The organism is Streptomyces sp. MI02-7b (assembly GCF_033793585.1).
GTDB lineage: Bacteria > Actinomycetota > Actinomycetes > Streptomycetales > Streptomycetaceae > Actinacidiphila.
Genome location: NZ_JARAWX010000020.1, coordinates 125,244 through 139,561, shown reverse-complemented (window position 1 = coordinate 139,561; position 14,318 = coordinate 125,244). Strand labels below are relative to the sequence as shown.

General features: G+C 71.7%; 14 protein-coding genes and 1 riboswitch. Of the genes, 9 read left to right on the top strand and 5 right to left on the bottom strand.

All coding sequences use genetic code 11. The features are described 5' to 3' along the window. Positions 1-5 precede the first annotated feature (5 nt). The gene (locus tag PV364_RS29260) at positions 6-1,511 is read right to left on the bottom strand and encodes a cytochrome ubiquinol oxidase subunit I (protein ID WP_319663404.1); all 1,506 of its coding nucleotides are present in this window, start codon (positions 1,509-1,511) and stop codon (positions 6-8) included. Positions 1,512-1,635: 124 nt separating this feature from the next. Next, positions 1,636-2,709 carry a histidinol-phosphate transaminase gene (hisC, locus tag PV364_RS29255; RefSeq protein WP_319663403.1) on the bottom strand — a complete coding sequence of 358 codons (1,074 nt, stop codon included), beginning with the start codon at positions 2,707-2,709 and terminating at the stop codon, positions 1,636-1,638. A gap of 336 nt (positions 2,710-3,045) precedes the next feature. On the opposite strand from hisC, the gene PV364_RS29250 reads away from it, so the two are divergent. From PV364_RS29250 to PV364_RS29240, 3 genes are all read left to right on the top strand, one after another. Continuing rightward, on the top strand, positions 3,046-4,146 hold the full coding sequence (locus tag PV364_RS29250) for a LacI family DNA-binding transcriptional regulator (protein ID WP_319663402.1): 1,101 nt from the start codon (positions 3,046-3,048) through the stop codon (positions 4,144-4,146). 226 nt (positions 4,147-4,372) lie between these two features. Then, positions 4,373-5,377 (top strand): metallophosphoesterase, encoded by a 1,005-nt coding sequence (locus PV364_RS29245; RefSeq protein WP_319663401.1) that lies wholly within the window; start codon positions 4,373-4,375, stop codon positions 5,375-5,377. A gap of 158 nt (positions 5,378-5,535) precedes the next feature. Continuing rightward, positions 5,536-6,393 carry a hypothetical protein gene (locus PV364_RS29240; RefSeq protein ID WP_319663400.1) on the top strand — a complete coding sequence of 286 codons (858 nt, stop codon included), beginning with the start codon at positions 5,536-5,538 and terminating at the stop codon, positions 6,391-6,393. Between the two features lie 99 nt (positions 6,394-6,492). Here PV364_RS29240 and thiC read toward each other — a convergent pair whose 3' ends face one another. Then, positions 6,493-8,259 carry a phosphomethylpyrimidine synthase ThiC gene (gene thiC, locus PV364_RS29235; protein WP_319663399.1) on the bottom strand — a complete coding sequence of 589 codons (1,767 nt, stop codon included), beginning with the start codon at positions 8,257-8,259 and terminating at the stop codon, positions 6,493-6,495. Next, a riboswitch (TPP riboswitch) is annotated at positions 8,251-8,378 on the bottom strand. It overlaps the preceding gene by 9 nt. Positions 8,379-8,440: 62 nt before the next feature. On the opposite strand from thiC, the gene PV364_RS29230 reads away from it, so the two are divergent. From PV364_RS29230 to PV364_RS29220, 3 genes are all read left to right on the top strand, one after another. Continuing rightward, positions 8,441-9,799, top strand: a complete 1,359-nt coding sequence (locus tag PV364_RS29230; protein ID WP_319663397.1) for a YibE/F family protein — start codon at positions 8,441-8,443, stop codon at positions 9,797-9,799. A gap of 29 nt (positions 9,800-9,828) precedes the next feature. After that, positions 9,829-10,029, top strand: a complete 201-nt coding sequence (locus PV364_RS29225) for a hypothetical protein (RefSeq protein ID WP_319663396.1) — start codon at positions 9,829-9,831, stop codon at positions 10,027-10,029. 156 nt (positions 10,030-10,185) lie between these two features. Further along, on the top strand, positions 10,186-11,649 hold the full coding sequence (locus tag PV364_RS29220; protein ID WP_319663394.1) for an SPFH domain-containing protein: 1,464 nt from the start codon (positions 10,186-10,188) through the stop codon (positions 11,647-11,649). A gap of 46 nt (positions 11,650-11,695) precedes the next feature. Here PV364_RS29220 and PV364_RS29215 read toward each other — a convergent pair whose 3' ends face one another. Both PV364_RS29215 and PV364_RS29210 read right to left on the bottom strand, forming a co-directional pair. After that, the gene (locus PV364_RS29215) at positions 11,696-11,914 is read right to left on the bottom strand and encodes a DUF5326 family protein (protein WP_319663393.1); all 219 of its coding nucleotides are present in this window, start codon (positions 11,912-11,914) and stop codon (positions 11,696-11,698) included. Positions 11,915-12,032: 118 nt separating this feature from the next. Beyond that, complete coding sequence (locus PV364_RS29210; protein WP_319663392.1) at positions 12,033-12,350, bottom strand: cupin domain-containing protein; 318 nt, start codon at positions 12,348-12,350, stop codon at positions 12,033-12,035. Between the two features lie 57 nt (positions 12,351-12,407). Between PV364_RS29210 and PV364_RS29205 the strand changes: the two genes are divergently transcribed. From PV364_RS29205 to PV364_RS29195, 3 genes are read left to right on the top strand one after another with little or no spacing between them, the layout of a single operon-like run. Continuing rightward, positions 12,408-12,785, top strand: a complete 378-nt coding sequence (locus PV364_RS29205) for a phage holin family protein (RefSeq protein WP_319663391.1) — start codon at positions 12,408-12,410, stop codon at positions 12,783-12,785. A 25-nt stretch (positions 12,786-12,810) separates the two neighbouring features. Further along, entirely contained in the window at positions 12,811-13,347 is a 537-nt protein-coding gene (locus PV364_RS29200) for a low molecular weight protein-tyrosine-phosphatase (protein WP_319663390.1), read from the top strand. Beyond that, positions 13,344-14,255 carry a fructosamine kinase family protein gene (locus tag PV364_RS29195; protein ID WP_319663389.1) on the top strand — a complete coding sequence of 304 codons (912 nt, stop codon included), beginning with the start codon at positions 13,344-13,346 and terminating at the stop codon, positions 14,253-14,255. The genes PV364_RS29200 and PV364_RS29195 overlap by 4 nt, the downstream gene beginning before the upstream one ends. The last annotated feature ends 63 nt before the right edge of the window (positions 14,256-14,318 follow it).

Here is a 14,318-nt window from a genome sequence, read left to right as displayed (position 1 = left end):
TCTCCCTAGTACGAGAAGGCCATCGGGCGGTCGGCGTCGGCGTCGCCGCCGATCTTCGTGGGGGGATGGAGGTCGGCCTCGGTGAGCTCGGGCGGCCCGGCCTTGGCGTACTTGACCAGGAGCTTGACCTCGACGACGGCGAGGACGGCGTAGAGCGCGGTGAGGACGACCAGCGAGGTCAGCATCTCGGCGGTGGAGACGCCGGGGGAGACCGCGTCCTCGGTGCGCAGCAGCCCGTACACGACCCACGGCTGGCGGCCGTTCTCGGTGAAGATCCAGCCCCAGGAGTTGGCGATCAGCGGGAAGCCCATGGTGAGCAGCCCGATCCGCCAGTACCAGCGGGACAGCGTCGGGGAGAGGGCGGTGTTCCTGGTGAGCATCAGGTGCGGTGGCTCGTCGTCGCCGGTGCGCCGGTCCTCGGCGAGCCAGAACCTGCGGCGGGTGAGCCAGAGTCCGGCCAGACCGACCGCGAAGGAGGTCATGCCGAAGCCGATCATCCAGCGGAAGCCCCAGTAGGCGACCGGGACGCTGGGCCGGTAGTCGCCGGGGCCGTACTTCTGCTGCTCGGCCTTGTTGACGTCGTTGATGCCGGGGACGTACGAGCTGAAGTCGTCGTGGGCGAGGAAGGACAGCAGGCCGGGGACCTCGACGGCCACGGTGTTGTGGCCCTTCTCGACGTCGCCGTACGCGAAGATCGAGAACGGGGCCGGGGACTGGCCGTCCCACAGGGCCTCGGCGGCGGCCATCTTCATCGGCTGCTGCTGGTACATGACCTTGCCCAGCCGGTCGCCGCTGATCGCGGTGAGCAGGCCGGCGACGACGGCGGTGACCAGGGCGAGGCGCAGCGAGGTGCGCATGACGGCGACGTGCTTGCGGCGGGCCAGGTGGTACGCCGATATGCCGATCATGAAGGCGGCGCCGGTCAGGAAGGCCGCGGTCAGCGTGTGGAAGACCACCACGAGCGTGGTGTTCTGAGTGAGCACGGCCCAGAAGTCGGTGAGTTCGGCGCGGCCGGTGACCTTGTTGTAGCGGTAGCCGACCGGGTGCTGCATCCAGGAGTTGGCGGCGAGGATGAAGTACGCGGACAGGAGGGTGCCCAGCGAGACCAGCCAGATGCAGGCCAGGTGGAGCTTCTGTGGCAGCTTGTCCCAGCCGAAGATCCACAGGCCGATGAAGGTGGACTCGAAGAAGAAGGCGATCAGCGACTCGAAGGCGAGCGGGGCGCCGAACACGTCGCCGACGAAGCGCGAGTAGTCCGACCAGTTCATGCCGAACTGGAACTCCTGGACCAGGCCGGTGGCCACCCCCATGGCGATGTTGATCAGGAAGAGCTTGCCCCAGAACTTCGTCGCCCGGAGGTACTTCTCCTTGCCGCTGCGCACCCAGGCCGTCTGGAGGCCGGCGGTCAGGGCGGCGAGGGAGATCGTGAGGGGCACGAAGAGGTAGTGGTAGACGGTCGTGATGCCGAATTGCCATCGCGCGACGACGACGGGGTCCAGTGCCAGGTCCACGTCACGCCTCCTGTCTAGATGAGCTTGTGAAAGTGAACGCATTCACAAGCTCAGTATGACGTACACACTTTTGCCCCCTCGCACCGGGGGGTGGGAGGGGGCAAAAGGGAGGAAGCGCCGGGGGCTACAGCTCCTTGCGGAAGGCCTCGGCCGTACGCAGCAGCACATCGTTGGCGCCGGTCTCACCGATCGTGATCCGCACGCCCTCACCGGCGAACGGACGCACCGTGACCCCCGCGCTCTCGCACCGCGCCGCGAAGTCCGCCGTACGGTCCCCCAGCCGCAGCCACACGAAGTTGGCCTGCGTCACCGGGACCGTCCAGCCCTGCGCGGTCAGCCCCTCGTACACCCGGGCCCGCTCGGCGACCAGCGCGTCCACCCGGTCCATCAGCGCCTCCTCGGCGCGCAGCGAGGCCACCGCGGCGTCCTGGGCGAGCTGGCTGACGCCGAAGGGGACGGCGGTCTTGCGCAGCGCCACCGCCACCGGCTCGTGCGCGATCGCGAAGCCGACACGCAGGCCGGCCAGGCCGTACGCCTTGGAGAAGGTGCGCAGCACGGCGACGTTGGGCCGGTCCCGGTAGACCTCGGCGCCGTCGGGCACCTCGGGGTCGCGGATGAACTCCTTGTACGCCTCGTCGAGGACGACGAGCACGTCGGAGGGGACGCGGTCCAGGAAGCGCTCCAGCGCGGCGCGGCGGACCACGGTGCCGGTGGGGTTGTTGGGGTTGCAGACGAAGACCAGCCGGGTGCGGTCGGTGATCGCGTCCGCCATCGCGTCGAGGTCGTGCGTCTCCTCGGCGTCCAGCGGGACCGGCACCGCGGACGCGCCGCTGATCTGCGTGATGATCGGATACGCCTCGAAGGACCGCCAGGCGTAGACGACCTCGTCGCCGGGGCCCGAGGTGATCTGGAGCAACTGCTGGGCCACGCCGACCGATCCGGTGCCGGTCGCGATGTGCTCGGGGGGAACGCCGAACCGGTCCGCCAGTTCGGACTGGAGGGCGGTGCAGGCCATGTCGGGATAGCGGTTGAAGCTCCCCGCGGCGGCCGTGACCGCCTCGAGGACACCGGGCAGCGGCGGGTAGGGATTCTCGTTGGAGGACAGCTTGTAAGCCGTCACGCCGTCCGCCACCGCCGGGGGTCGACCCGGCTTGTAGGTGGGGATACCGTCCAGTTCGCGGCGCAGTCGGGGGTTCATGCCCACACCCTATGAGCGGCCCTGCTCTCTGGGGAGGCCCTGAGGCATGCGGGCACCGAGGGGCGCCCGGCCGCCGCGGCGTGCTGGAGAAAGCCATGCGCGCCGGTGGCGCGCGCGGTGGCGCGCATCCCTCGTAGGGGTGAGTTGATACGGCTCCCGACCAGGGGCACATGCCCCTGGGATTCCGGCGGCCGGTCGCGCAACCAGCGGTCGAAACCTCATGCGACCTGCGCATTCAAGGCCTCGTCCCGGATCGCGGGACGAAGAAACGTCTCTGTCAATGCGCCACGCGGGCCCCCCGCGAACGGACCACCCGAGCCCTACTATCACCACGCCATGACAGCAGCAGGGAACCACCAGGCGAACCGGCCCGTCGGACGCCGGCTGGAGCGGGCGGGCATCAGGGACGTGGCCGCCGCGGCCGGTGTCTCGATCACCACTGTCTCCGACGCGCTCAACGGCAAGGGCCGGCTGCCCGACGCCACCCGCCGCCACGTCCGTGAGGTCGCCGACCGGCTGGGCTACCGGCCCTCGGCCGCCGCCCGAACGCTGCGCACCGGCCGGTCGGGGCTCATCGGGCTGACCGTGACCACCTACGGGGAAGAACCTTTCACCTTCACCGAGTTCGCGTACTTCGCCGAGATGGCCAGGGCCGCCACCTCGGCCGCGCTCGCGCGCGGCTACGCCCTGGTCATCCTGCCCGCCTCGTCCCGCCACGACGTGTGGAGCAACGTGGCGCTCGACGGCACCGTCGTGATCGACCCCTCCGACCACGACCCGATGGTCACCGAACTGGTCCGGCAGGGCATCCCCGTGGTCAGCGACGGCCGCCCGGCCGGCAGCCTGCCCGTCCAGGCCTGGGTCGACAACGACCACGAGGCCGCCGTGCTCGGCATCCTGGACCATCTCGCCGAGTCCGGCGCGCGCCGGATCGGCCTGCTCACCGGCACCAGCACGGACACCTACACCCGGCTGTCCACCAGCGCCTATCTGAGCTGGTGCGAGCGGATCGGGCAGGAACCGGTGGTCGAGTCCTACCCGGCCCACGACCCCTGCGCCGGGGCCGTCGCCGCCGACCGGCTGCTCGCCCGCCCCGACCGGCCCGACGCGGTCTACGGCCTCTTCGACCCCAACGGCACCGACCTGCTGGCCGCCGCCCGCCGCTACGGGCTGCGCGTCCCGGAGGACCTGCTGCTGGTGTGCTGCAGCGAGAGCATGGTCTACGCGGCAACCGAGCCGCCCATCACCACGCTCTCCCTCAAACCGGGACGCATCGGCACCGCGGTCGTCCAACTGCTCATCGACGCCATCGAAGGCGTCGACGACGGCCGGCCGGTGCAGCAGGTCATGCCGACGGACCTCATCGTCCGCACCTCCTCCCAACCGCGCTCCCCCCGCACCACGGTGAACCCGCCGCGGGGCCCCTCCGGGGGATGAGCCGCGCGAGCGGCGGGGAGCGGGGGCACCGCGGCGCGCACCCGGACCCACCGATGCGGAGCCGTATCCTCCAGGGCACGATGGGCCCGCCCCGGGGGGTTTTGTCCGGACCAGATGAAATCGCTATCACCAGGTGTGTCACGTCGCGACATCGTCATTCCTATGATGGGCGGATGGCGGCGCGACGGTGGAGGGTTCGATGACTCAGGGGGCAGGTCAGGGACCCATGCTCGGCACGGGGTTCGGCGGGCGTCCACAGGGTGCTCAGGCCGCGGCCCAGAGCGCGCCACCGGCGCCTCCCGGCCCGCAGTCCGGCTACGAGCCCACGCTCGTCGACGAGGCGCCGCTCCCCGAGGAGTACACGCCCACCCAGCGCGACCTCCCGGTCATCAGCGCCGCCGACGAACCGCCGCTCGGCCCGCTCTACGTGGTCGGCGACGTCCACGGCTACCTCGGCGAGCTCTGCGACGCCCTGTACGCGATCGGGCTGATCGACTCCGAGGGCCACTGGGCGGCCGGCAACGCCCGGCTGTGGTTCCTCGGCGACTTCACCGACCGCGGCCCGGACGGCGTCGGCGTGATCGATCTGGTCATGCAGCTGTCCGCCGAGGCCGCCGCCGCCGGCGGCTACACCCGCGCCCTCATGGGCAACCACGAGCTGCTGCTCTACGGCGCCCACCGCTTCGGTGACACACCCGTGAACTCCGCCGCCGGCACCGCCACCTTCCTGGCCGCCTGGCGCCTCAACGGCGGCCAGACCAGCGACATGGAGCGGCTCGAGGACCACCACATCGCCTGGATGTCCCGGCTGGACGCGGCCGCCCTCGCCGACGGCCACCTCCTGCTGCACTCCGACACCACGGCGTACCTGGAGTACGGCGACACCATCGACGCCATGAACGACACGGTCACCGGCATCCTGCAGCGCGGCGACGCCGACGAGTGCTGGGAGCTGTTCCGCAAGTTCACCCGGCGCTTCGCCTTCCGCGGCGAGACCGGGGCGCAGGCGGCACGGGAACTGCTGGACACCTACGGCGGCCGGCGCGTCGTGCACGGCCACAGCCCCATCCCGTACCTGCTCGGCGAGGTCGGCGGGGAGTACACCGCGGACTCCCCCGACCGGACCACCGTCATCGAGGGACCGCACGTCTACGCCGACGACCTCGCGGTGGCGATGGACGGCGGGGTGACCATGGACGGCAAACTCCTGGTCGCACGCCTGCCGTTGTAGCCCCCGAAACCCCCATTTTCCGGAAACACTCTGTCACCCCGTCACCTCCGCGCTCTACCATCGGGTTATCCGTAGGCAGCTTCTCCTCCGCTTCCGCCCAGCCGGTCCGGAACTCCAGCGCGGACTTCGGGGCGGCACCGGAGACGGAGCATCGGGGGATGCACATGAACAGCGCTCCACATCTGCTGACCGAGGACCGCCCGGAGTTCGAGCGCGTCCTCGACACGGCTCTGCACTCGGAGAGCACCCGGGCCGCCCTCGCGGACGCCCGGAACCCGCTCAACACCGAGCAGTTGCGCACCATGGCGCTCAGCGCCGCCGCGCCCATCTCCGCCTGCGCGGCCCCGGAGTACGAGAGTTACGTCAAGGCCCGCGAGGCGCTGTCCGAGCAACGCCGCGAACAGCGGGTCGCCGCCGTCTCCGGCATCGGGTACGCCGCCGCCGCACCGGGCGTCGCCGACGGCTCGGGCGCCGGGCTGTTCGCGATCGTCGCCGTCCTCACACCCGTCCTCGCCGGCACCGCCGCCGTGATCTTCCTGGTCCTGGGCTACGCCCTGGCGCTCGGCCACCCCGAGCCGAACATCGCCGGTCCGCTGCGCCAGGCCGGCTGGCTCTTCGCGGCGGTCGCCGCCTGCGGCATCGTCGTCGGCATGATCGGCCTGCTCCTCACGGCCCTGCGCAACGACCCCACCGCCGAGAGCGACCGCCCACCCGACGAACCGCCCGAGATCGCGGCGGCGCGCGAGATCTGGCGCCGGGCCCTGCTGGAACGCGGCCTCCAGCCCTTCTTGAACGCGGCCCTGGCCAAGGCCGCCGACTCCGCCCCGCCCCCTCCGGACCGCCCGGGCGGCGACGGCAACCACCGCATGCCGCGCCTGGGTTACTCCAGCCCCGACTTCTCCAGCCCCGGCCCCGAGTCCTCCCCGGAACCCGGGCACCGGTTCACCAGTCCCGACTTCTCCAGCCCCGACTTCTCCAGCCCGGACTACGGCGGCCCCGACCACGCGCCCAACTGACCTTCGGACGACGGCGGCAAGCCGTTCGCGGTGGGTTTCGCGGAGGCGGGCCCGCCGGGACTGGTCGCCTGGCGGGCCCCCTCCGCTGATGCGGCCGGGTCAGCCGGCCGACCCGCCGCCCCTCTCCGCGATCGGCAGGTACACCCGGTTGCCCGCCGCCGCGAACTCCCTGGACTTCCCCGCCATACCGGCCTCGATCTCCTCGGCCGTGCCGCCGTGCTGCCTCCGGATGTCCTGGGAGATCTTCATCGAGCAGAACTTCGGGCCGCACATGGAGCAGAAGTGCGCCGTCTTCGCCGGCTCTGCCGGCAGCGTCTCGTCGTGGAAGGCCCGTGCCGTGTCCGGGTCGAGGGCCAGGTTGAACTGGTCCTCCCAGCGGAACTCGAAGCGGGCGTCGGACAGCGCGTCGTCCCAGTCCTGCGCGCCGGGGTGGCCCTTGGCGAGGTCGGCGGCGTGGGCGGCGATCTTGTAGGTGATCACGCCGGTCTTGACGTCGTCGCGGTCAGGCAGGCCGAGGTGCTCCTTGGGGGTGACGTAGCAGAGCATGGCCGTGCCCCACCAGGCGATCATCGCGGCGCCGATACCGGAGGTGATGTGGTCGTAGGCGGGCGCGATGTCGGTGGTCAGCGGACCGAGGGTGTAGAACGGCGCCTCCTCGCAGATCTCCTGCTGCAGTCTCACGTTGTCGGCGATCTTGTGCATCGGGACGTGCCCAGGCCCCTCGATCATGGTCTGCACGCCGTGCCGCTTCGCGACGGTGTTGAGTTCGCCGAGCGTGCGCAGTTCGGCGAACTGGGCCTCGTCGTTGGCGTCGGCGATGGAGCCGGGCCGCAGGCCGTCGCCCAGGGAGTACGTGACGTCGTAGGCGGCGAGGATCTCGCAGAGCTCCTCGAAGTTCTCGTAGAGGAAGCTCTCCTTGTGGTGCGCCAGGCACCACGCCGCCATGATCGAGCCGCCGCGGGAGACGATGCCGGTCTTGCGGCGGGCGGTCAGCGGGACGTACCGCAGCAGGACGCCCGCGTGGACGGTCATGTAGTCGACGCCCTGTTCGGCCTGCTCGACGACCGTGTCCTTGTAGATCTCCCAGGTCAGCTCCTCGGCCCTGCCGTCGACCTTCTCCAGGGCCTGGTAGAGGGGGACGGTGCCGATGGGGACGGGGGAGTTGCGCAGCACCCATTCGCGGGTGGTGTGGATGTTGCGGCCGGTGGACAGGTCCATCACCGTGTCGGCGCCCCAGCGGGTGGCCCAGGTCATCTTCTCCACCTCCTCCTCGATGGAGGAGGTGACGGCGGAGTTGCCGATGTTGGCGTTGACCTTCACCAGGAACCGCTTGCCGATGATCATCGGCTCGGTCTCCGGGTGGTTGACGTTCGCCGGCAGCACCGCCCGGCCCGCCGCGATCTCCTCGCGGACGACCTCGGGGGCGACGTCCTCGCGGATCGCGACGAACTCCATCTCCGGGGTGATCTCGCCGCGCCGGGCGTACGCGAGCTGGGTGACCGCCCGCCCCTCCCGTCCGCGCCGGGGCAGGCGCGGGCGGCCGGGGAAGACGGCGTCCAGATTGCGCAGCCCGCCGCGGGGTGCGGTGTGCTTGATGCCGTCGTCCTCGGGGCGGACGGGACGGCCGGGGTACGCGTCGGTGTCGCCGCGGGCGACGATCCAGTTCTCGCGCAGCGGCTCCAGGCCGCGGCGCACATCGGTGGTGACGGTGGGGTCGGTGTACGGACCGGAGGTGTCGTACAGCGTCACGTCGCGGCCATTGGTGAGGTGCACCCGGCGGACGGGGACCTCGATGTCCGGGCGCGACCCGGTCACATAGCCCTTGTGCCAGCCGATTTCGCGCGCGTTCGCATCGCGCATGGTCATGAGACCCACTCCCTACGCCGGCATTACCCGGTAACAGGTTCAGCGGTCGGCGCAGCTGGTGGCCCTCGGCCGTTCAGCGCCCTCTCAGCCCGGTGCTCCGAGCTCCCGCGGTGTGCAAAGGTGCGACCACGCTAGCGGGTCTTCTCCGGCGCACACCAGTGGGCCTTGGGATGATCGGCGCGTGGACTCCCCTCATGCGCAACCCCAGCCCCCCGAGCACGGCAACGGGCACGGTCGTGACCACGGGCACGGGCACGGTCACGGGCACAGCCATGGCCACGGGCCCGTGCCGCCGGTCTCCCGGCACCTGCGGAAGGTCATCGCCGCGGTGCTGATCCCGTTCGTCGCCGCGGTGGTGGTCGGCCTGGTGGTGCTCTGGCCCAACGGGGTGCCGGCCCACAAGCGCACGGGCGTCGGGTTCGACCAGCAGACCCAGTCGGGCCGCGTGGTGCGGGTCGAGAACGTCAAGTGCGCGGACGTCAACGCGGTGCCGAACAGCCCGGGCGGGCCCGGCGCGACGCCGTCCGGCGGCCCCTCGCCCGCCCCGTCGGCGGCCCCGTCGATCTGCGAGCGGGCGACCATCAAGGTCACCTCCGGCAAGGACACCGGCCGTACCTTCACCGAGATCGTGCAGCCGAGCCAGACCCGGCACTACACGCAGGGGCAGAAGGTCCTGCTGACCTACGCGCCCGCCGCGCCCAAGGAGTTGCAGTACTCGGTCGCCGACGTGGACCGGTCGCTGCCGCTGTGGCTGCTGGCCGGGCTCTTCGCGGCGGCGGTGGTCCTGGTCGGACGGCTGCGCGGGATCCTGGCGCTGGTGGCGCTGATCATCAGCTTCGCGGTGCTGACGCTGTTCATCCTCCCGGCGATCCTGCACGGCAGCGATCCGCTGCTGGTCGCGGTCATCGGCGGCAGCGCCATCATGCTGATCGCGCTCTACATGTGCCACGGTCTCAACGCCCGTACCTCGGTGGCCGTGCTCGGCACGCTCTGCTCGCTGCTGCTGATCGCGCTGCTGGGATCGGTGTTCATCGACTGGGCGGTGCTGAGCGGCAACACCTCGGACGAGACCGGGCTGATCCACGACCTCTACCCGGGCATCGAGATCCACGGCCTGCTGCTGGCGGGCATCGTCATCGGCTCGCTCGGTGTCCTGGACGACGTGACGGTCACCCAGACCTCGGCCGTGTGGGAGCTGCGGGAGGCCGATCCGGGCGCCGGCCCGCGGAAGCTGTACCGGGCGGCGATGCGCATCGGGCGCGACCACATCGCCTCGGTGGTCAACACCCTGGTGCTGGCGTACGCGGGCGCCGCGCTCCCCCTGCTGCTGCTCTTCTCCGTCGCGCAGCGCGGCGTGCTGGCGGTGGCCGGCAGCGAGCTGGTCGCCGAGGAGATCGTCCGGACCCTGGTCGGCAGCATCGGGCTGGTGGTGGCCGTGCCCCTGACGACCGCGCTGGCCGCGCTGGTGGTGTCGGCGGACCGCCCGGGGAGGGACACTGTCCCCACGGGCGGCGGGCGCCGCCGGCGGCGGGCGCGCTGAGCTGCGCGAGTACGGGGGGGGTGGGCGAGGTGATCGGGCTTCAGGGGAGGGTGACCGGCACGGTCGGCCCGGAGCTGGTCGGCGAGGTGATCGTGCAGGTCCGCGGGGGTGCGGAGGCCTTCCTGGCGTACCCGGCGACCGCGGGGGAGCGCATCGCGAAGGGCACGGTCGTGGTGGTCGTCGAGTACCTGCCGCCGCGGACCGTGTACGTCGCGCCGGCGTACGGCTGACGGGGCGTCCGAAGGGGCAGTCGACGGGGCGGCTGACGGGGACGGAGCCGTTCGTATCAAGAACGCGACAAGGATGCGCCAGGATCTTCCGGTGCGTCTTGCGCAGGCGCACACTCCCGTACGCGGCCCCGATCGGGGCCAATCGTAAGGGGGCGTATGCCGATGGTGATCGGCGTCGCGGCGGGCGCGGTGCTCGTCGCTCTCATTGTGGTGGTCGTGCTGTTCCGGCTCATGTGGCGGGTTGCCGAGCCGAACGAGGCACTGGTCATCTCGGGTTCCAAGCACCGTACCGACGGGGTCGGGGAGGGCATGGGATTCCGCGTCGTCACCGGTCGCGGAACGCTGGTGATGCCCGGTGTCCAGGTGGTGCGGAAGCTGTCGCTCGACCTCAACGAGGCCGAGCTGAACGTGGACTGCGTCACGCAGCAGGGCATCCCGCTCAAGGTGCACGGCGTGGTGATCTTCAAGGTCGGCGACGACTTCGTGTCGATCGCCAACGCCGCGCGGCGTTTCCTGGACCAGCAGAAGTTCATGGCCGAGCGGGTGCACAACGTCTTCGCCGGTCATCTGCGGTCCATCGTCGGCGGGTTGACGGTGGAGCAGATGATCCGCGACCGGGAGCGGCTGACCGCCGAGACCCGGGCGGCGTCGGGCTCGGAGATGGAGAAGCTCGGCCTGATCATCGACTCGTTGCAGATCCACGAGATCGTCGACCCGACCGGCTACATCAAGAACCTCTCCGCCCCGCACGCGGCCGCCGTCCACCGTGACGCCCGTATCGCGCAGGCGGAGGCGGACCGGATGGCCACCGAGGCCGAGCAGCAGGCCGCGGCCCGGATGGCGGAGGCCACCCGGGACAGCCAGATCCTGCAGGCCGGTTACATGGCCGAACGGGACAAGGCCACCGCGGCCGCGCAGCAGGCGGGTCCGCTCGCCGAGGCCGCGGCCCGGCAGGAGGTCGTGGTGCAGGAGACCCGGGTCGCCGAACTGGAGGCGCAGCGGCGCGAGCAGCAGCTCCAGGCGGACGTCCGCAAGCCGGCGGACGCCTCCGCGTACGAGAAGCGGACACTGGCCGAGGCCGAGCGCGACGCGCGGATCTCGGCGGCCGAGGCGAAGGCCAAGGAGACGGAGCTGGCCGCGATCGCCGAGGCGAACCGGGTGAAGTCGGCCGCCGCCGCGCAGGCGGAGCAGACGAAGCTCAGCGGTCTGGCGAGCGCCGCGGCCACCCGGGCCACGGGCGAGGCCGAGGCCGCGGCCACCCAGGCCCGCGGTCTGGCGGAGGCCGAGTCCGCGAAGGCGAGGGGTCTGGCGGAGGCCGAGGCGATCAAGGCGCGGGCCGCCGCGCTGGCGGAGAACCAGGAGGCGGTCGTCGCCCAGCAACTGGCCGAGAACTGGCCGGAGATCGTCCGGGCCGGCGCGTCCGCCTTCGGCAACGTCGACCACATGGTGCTGCTCAACGGCGCGGACGGCATGTCCGAGATGTTCGCCAAGGCGCTCACCATGGGCGGCACGGGCCTGGGGCTGGCCCGTCAGCTGCTCGCCCAGATGAACGGTGGGGCCGAGCCGTCGTCCAATGGCTCGGCGCCGCAACGCCCCGAACGCGTCCCGCTCAAGGACTGAGCGGCGCGCACCCGCGGGGTCCGGTCCGTCGCCGGGCCCCGCCGGGTCACCACCGGTCGTGGGAGTCCGACGACGAGGACGACGAGGTGACCTTCTTCACGACGAACACCAGGCCGCCGACGAGCGCCACGAAGATCAGCACCTTGAACAGCAGCCAGAACAGGAAGCCGACCGCGCTGGCGATCATGCCGCCGAAGACCACGATCGCGATCACCGGCACCGCGATCCACTTGACCCACCAGGGAACGCCCTCGAACAGCTTCACCGTTTCCTCCTCCGTATCGTCCTTGCTCCCAAGGCTAGGGCCGCGAGGGGCCGGCGCGGAGGCCCGGCGGGCCCCATCCGTCCCTGACCGTCCCCCTACGGGACCCGGACGGCGGCCCTCATCCCTCCGGCGGTGAGAAGACCACCAGGACCCGCAGGTCCTCGCTGATGTGGTGGAAGCGGTGCGGCACCCGGGCCGGCACGTGGACCACGCTGCCCCGCGCGACCTGCGTCGTCTCCTCCCCCACGGTGATCAGCGCGCGGCCGCTCACCACGAGGTAGATCTCGTCCTGGTCGTGCGGCTTCTGCGGGTCGAGCTCGCCCGCCGCCAGCGCGTACAGCCCGGCGGACATGTTCCGCTCCCGCAGGAAGCTCAGATACGCGCCGTTGTTGGCGGCGCGTTCGGCCTCCAGGTCGTCCAGCCGGAACACCTTCACTTGCCCGCTCCCTTGCACCCCTGTGCCTGCGCGATCACTTCTGCGACGATCTCAGCCATGATGAACTTCGTCGTCAAGACGCTCGCGAACGCCGGGGCCCTGCTCGTGGCCATCTGGCTCGTGGGCAACATCACGCTCACCGGTGACGACACGGCGCACAAGGCTCTCACCCTGATCCTGGTCGCCCTGGTCTTCGGCCTGGTCAACTGGCTGGTGAAGCCGTTGGTGAAGCTGCTCTCTTTCCCCCTGCTGATCCTCACCCTGGGACTGTTCACCCTGGTGGTGAACGCCCTGATGCTGCTGCTGACCTCCTGGCTGTCCGGCAAGCTGAGCCTGGACTTCCACGTCGAGGGCTTCTGGGCCGCCGTGCTCGGCGGGCTGATCATCAGCATCGTGTCCTGGGCGCTCAACATGCTCCTGCCCGACGAGGACTGAGCGCGAGAGCTGCATCATGGAGGCCATGAGCGCTGCGTCGTCGTCCCGCACACCGTTCCGGGTGTGCTTCGTCTGCACCGGGAACATCTGCCGGTCGCCCATGGCCGAGCACGTCTTCCGCGCCCGCGTCGAGGAGGCCGGGCTCGACGGCCGCGTCGTGATCGACAGCGCGGGCACCGGCTCCTGGCACGAGGGGGACGGCGCCGACCACCGCACGGTCTCCGTGCTCCGTGCCGCGGGGTACGGGCACGAGCACGTCGCCCGGCAGTTCCAGCCCGAGTGGTTCGCCGGGCTGGACCTGGTCGTCGCCCTGGACGCCGGGCACCTGCGGGCCCTGCGGCGCCTCGCGCCGACCCCGCAGGACGCCGCCAAGGTACGGCTGCTGCGCAGCTGGGACCCGGCGGTCGCGGGCTCGGCGGACGCCGGCGCACTCGACGTGCCGGACCCCTACTACGGGGACATGGACGGCTTCGCGCTCTGCCTGGAGATGTGCGAGGCCGCCGCCGACGGCCTGCTGGACACCGTGCGCGACGCCCTCGGCGAGCCCGCCCCGGCGCCATGAACCCGCCCGCCGTCGCCGGCGGGGGCGGCCTCGCCGGCCTCGCTGCCGACGTGTCGGCCCTGCTGGGCCGGGACGCCGGCGATCCCGTCCCGGTGGGCGGCGGTTCCATCTGCACGGCGGCCCGGCTGGACGGGCCCGGCGGACCCGGCGCGGTCTTCGCCAAGACGCTCCACGACGCCCCGGACGGTTTCTTCGCCGCGGAGGCCGCGGGACTGCGGTTGCTCGGCTCCACCGGCACGGTCGCGGTGCCGCAGGTGCTGGCGGCCGACCGGAACACCCTGGTCCTGGAGTGGATCGAGCCCGGACCCGCCACGCCCTCCCAGGCCGAGCGGCTGGGCCGTGAACTGGCCGCACTGCACGACGTACGGGCCGCGGCCTGGGGCCCCGCCGGCCCCGGTTTCCTCGGCCGGCTCCCGCTGCCGTCCCCCACCGGGCCGCCGCCGGCCGCCCCGGAGGACTGGGCGGCCTTCCACGCCGAGCACCGGCTGCTGCCCTTCCTGCGGCAGGCCGCCGGCGACGGGGCGATGGCCCCGGCCGATGTGCGGTCGGTGGAGCGGGTCTGCGAGCTGCTGCCGCGGATCGCGGGAGCCCCGCGGCCGCCCGCGCTGATCCACGGCGACCTGTGGTCCGGCAACGTCCTGTTCGCCGCCGACGGCCGCGCCCGGCTGGTCGACCCCGCCGCGCAGGGCGGCGACCCCGAGGCGGACCTGGCGATGCTGGAGCTGTTCGGCTGCCCGCAGATGCCGCGGATCCTCGCGGCGTACGAGGAGGTGCGCCCGGTTCCGGGGCGGCGGGAGCGGGTGGCGCTGCACCAGTTGCACCCGCTGCTGGTGCACGCGGCGCTCTTCGGCGGCCACTACGGCGCCGCCGCCGGCCGCGCCGCCCGGGAGGCCCTGTCGCGGGCCTGAGGGCCGATCGGGTTGGATGGGCCGTACACCGACATGGTCCGCCGTGACGTCCGACGTCGCGGG

What these genes read in the sequence shown, in the direction of transcription:
- PV364_RS29220 (WP_319663394.1), top strand. Translation starts at nt 10,186, where the DNA reads ATGCCGATGGTGATCGGCGTCGCGGCGGGCGCGGTGCTCGTCGCTCTC.
- hisC (WP_319663403.1), bottom strand. Translation starts at nt 2,709, where the DNA reads ATGAACCCCCGACTGCGCCGCGAACTGGACGGTATCCCCACCTACAAG.
- PV364_RS29195 (WP_319663389.1), top strand. Translation starts at nt 13,344, where the DNA reads ATGAACCCGCCCGCCGTCGCCGGCGGGGGCGGCCTCGCCGGCCTCGCT.
- thiC (WP_319663399.1), bottom strand. Translation starts at nt 8,259, where the DNA reads ATGACCATGCGCGATGCGAACGCGCGCGAAATCGGCTGGCACAAGGGC.
- PV364_RS29250 (WP_319663402.1), top strand. Translation starts at nt 3,046, where the DNA reads ATGACAGCAGCAGGGAACCACCAGGCGAACCGGCCCGTCGGACGCCGG.
- PV364_RS29240 (WP_319663400.1), top strand. Translation starts at nt 5,536, where the DNA reads ATGCACATGAACAGCGCTCCACATCTGCTGACCGAGGACCGCCCGGAG.
- PV364_RS29200 (WP_319663390.1), top strand. Translation starts at nt 12,811, where the DNA reads ATGAGCGCTGCGTCGTCGTCCCGCACACCGTTCCGGGTGTGCTTCGTC.
- PV364_RS29205 (WP_319663391.1), top strand. Translation starts at nt 12,408, where the DNA reads ATGATGAACTTCGTCGTCAAGACGCTCGCGAACGCCGGGGCCCTGCTC.
- PV364_RS29245 (WP_319663401.1), top strand. Translation starts at nt 4,373, where the DNA reads ATGCTCGGCACGGGGTTCGGCGGGCGTCCACAGGGTGCTCAGGCCGCG.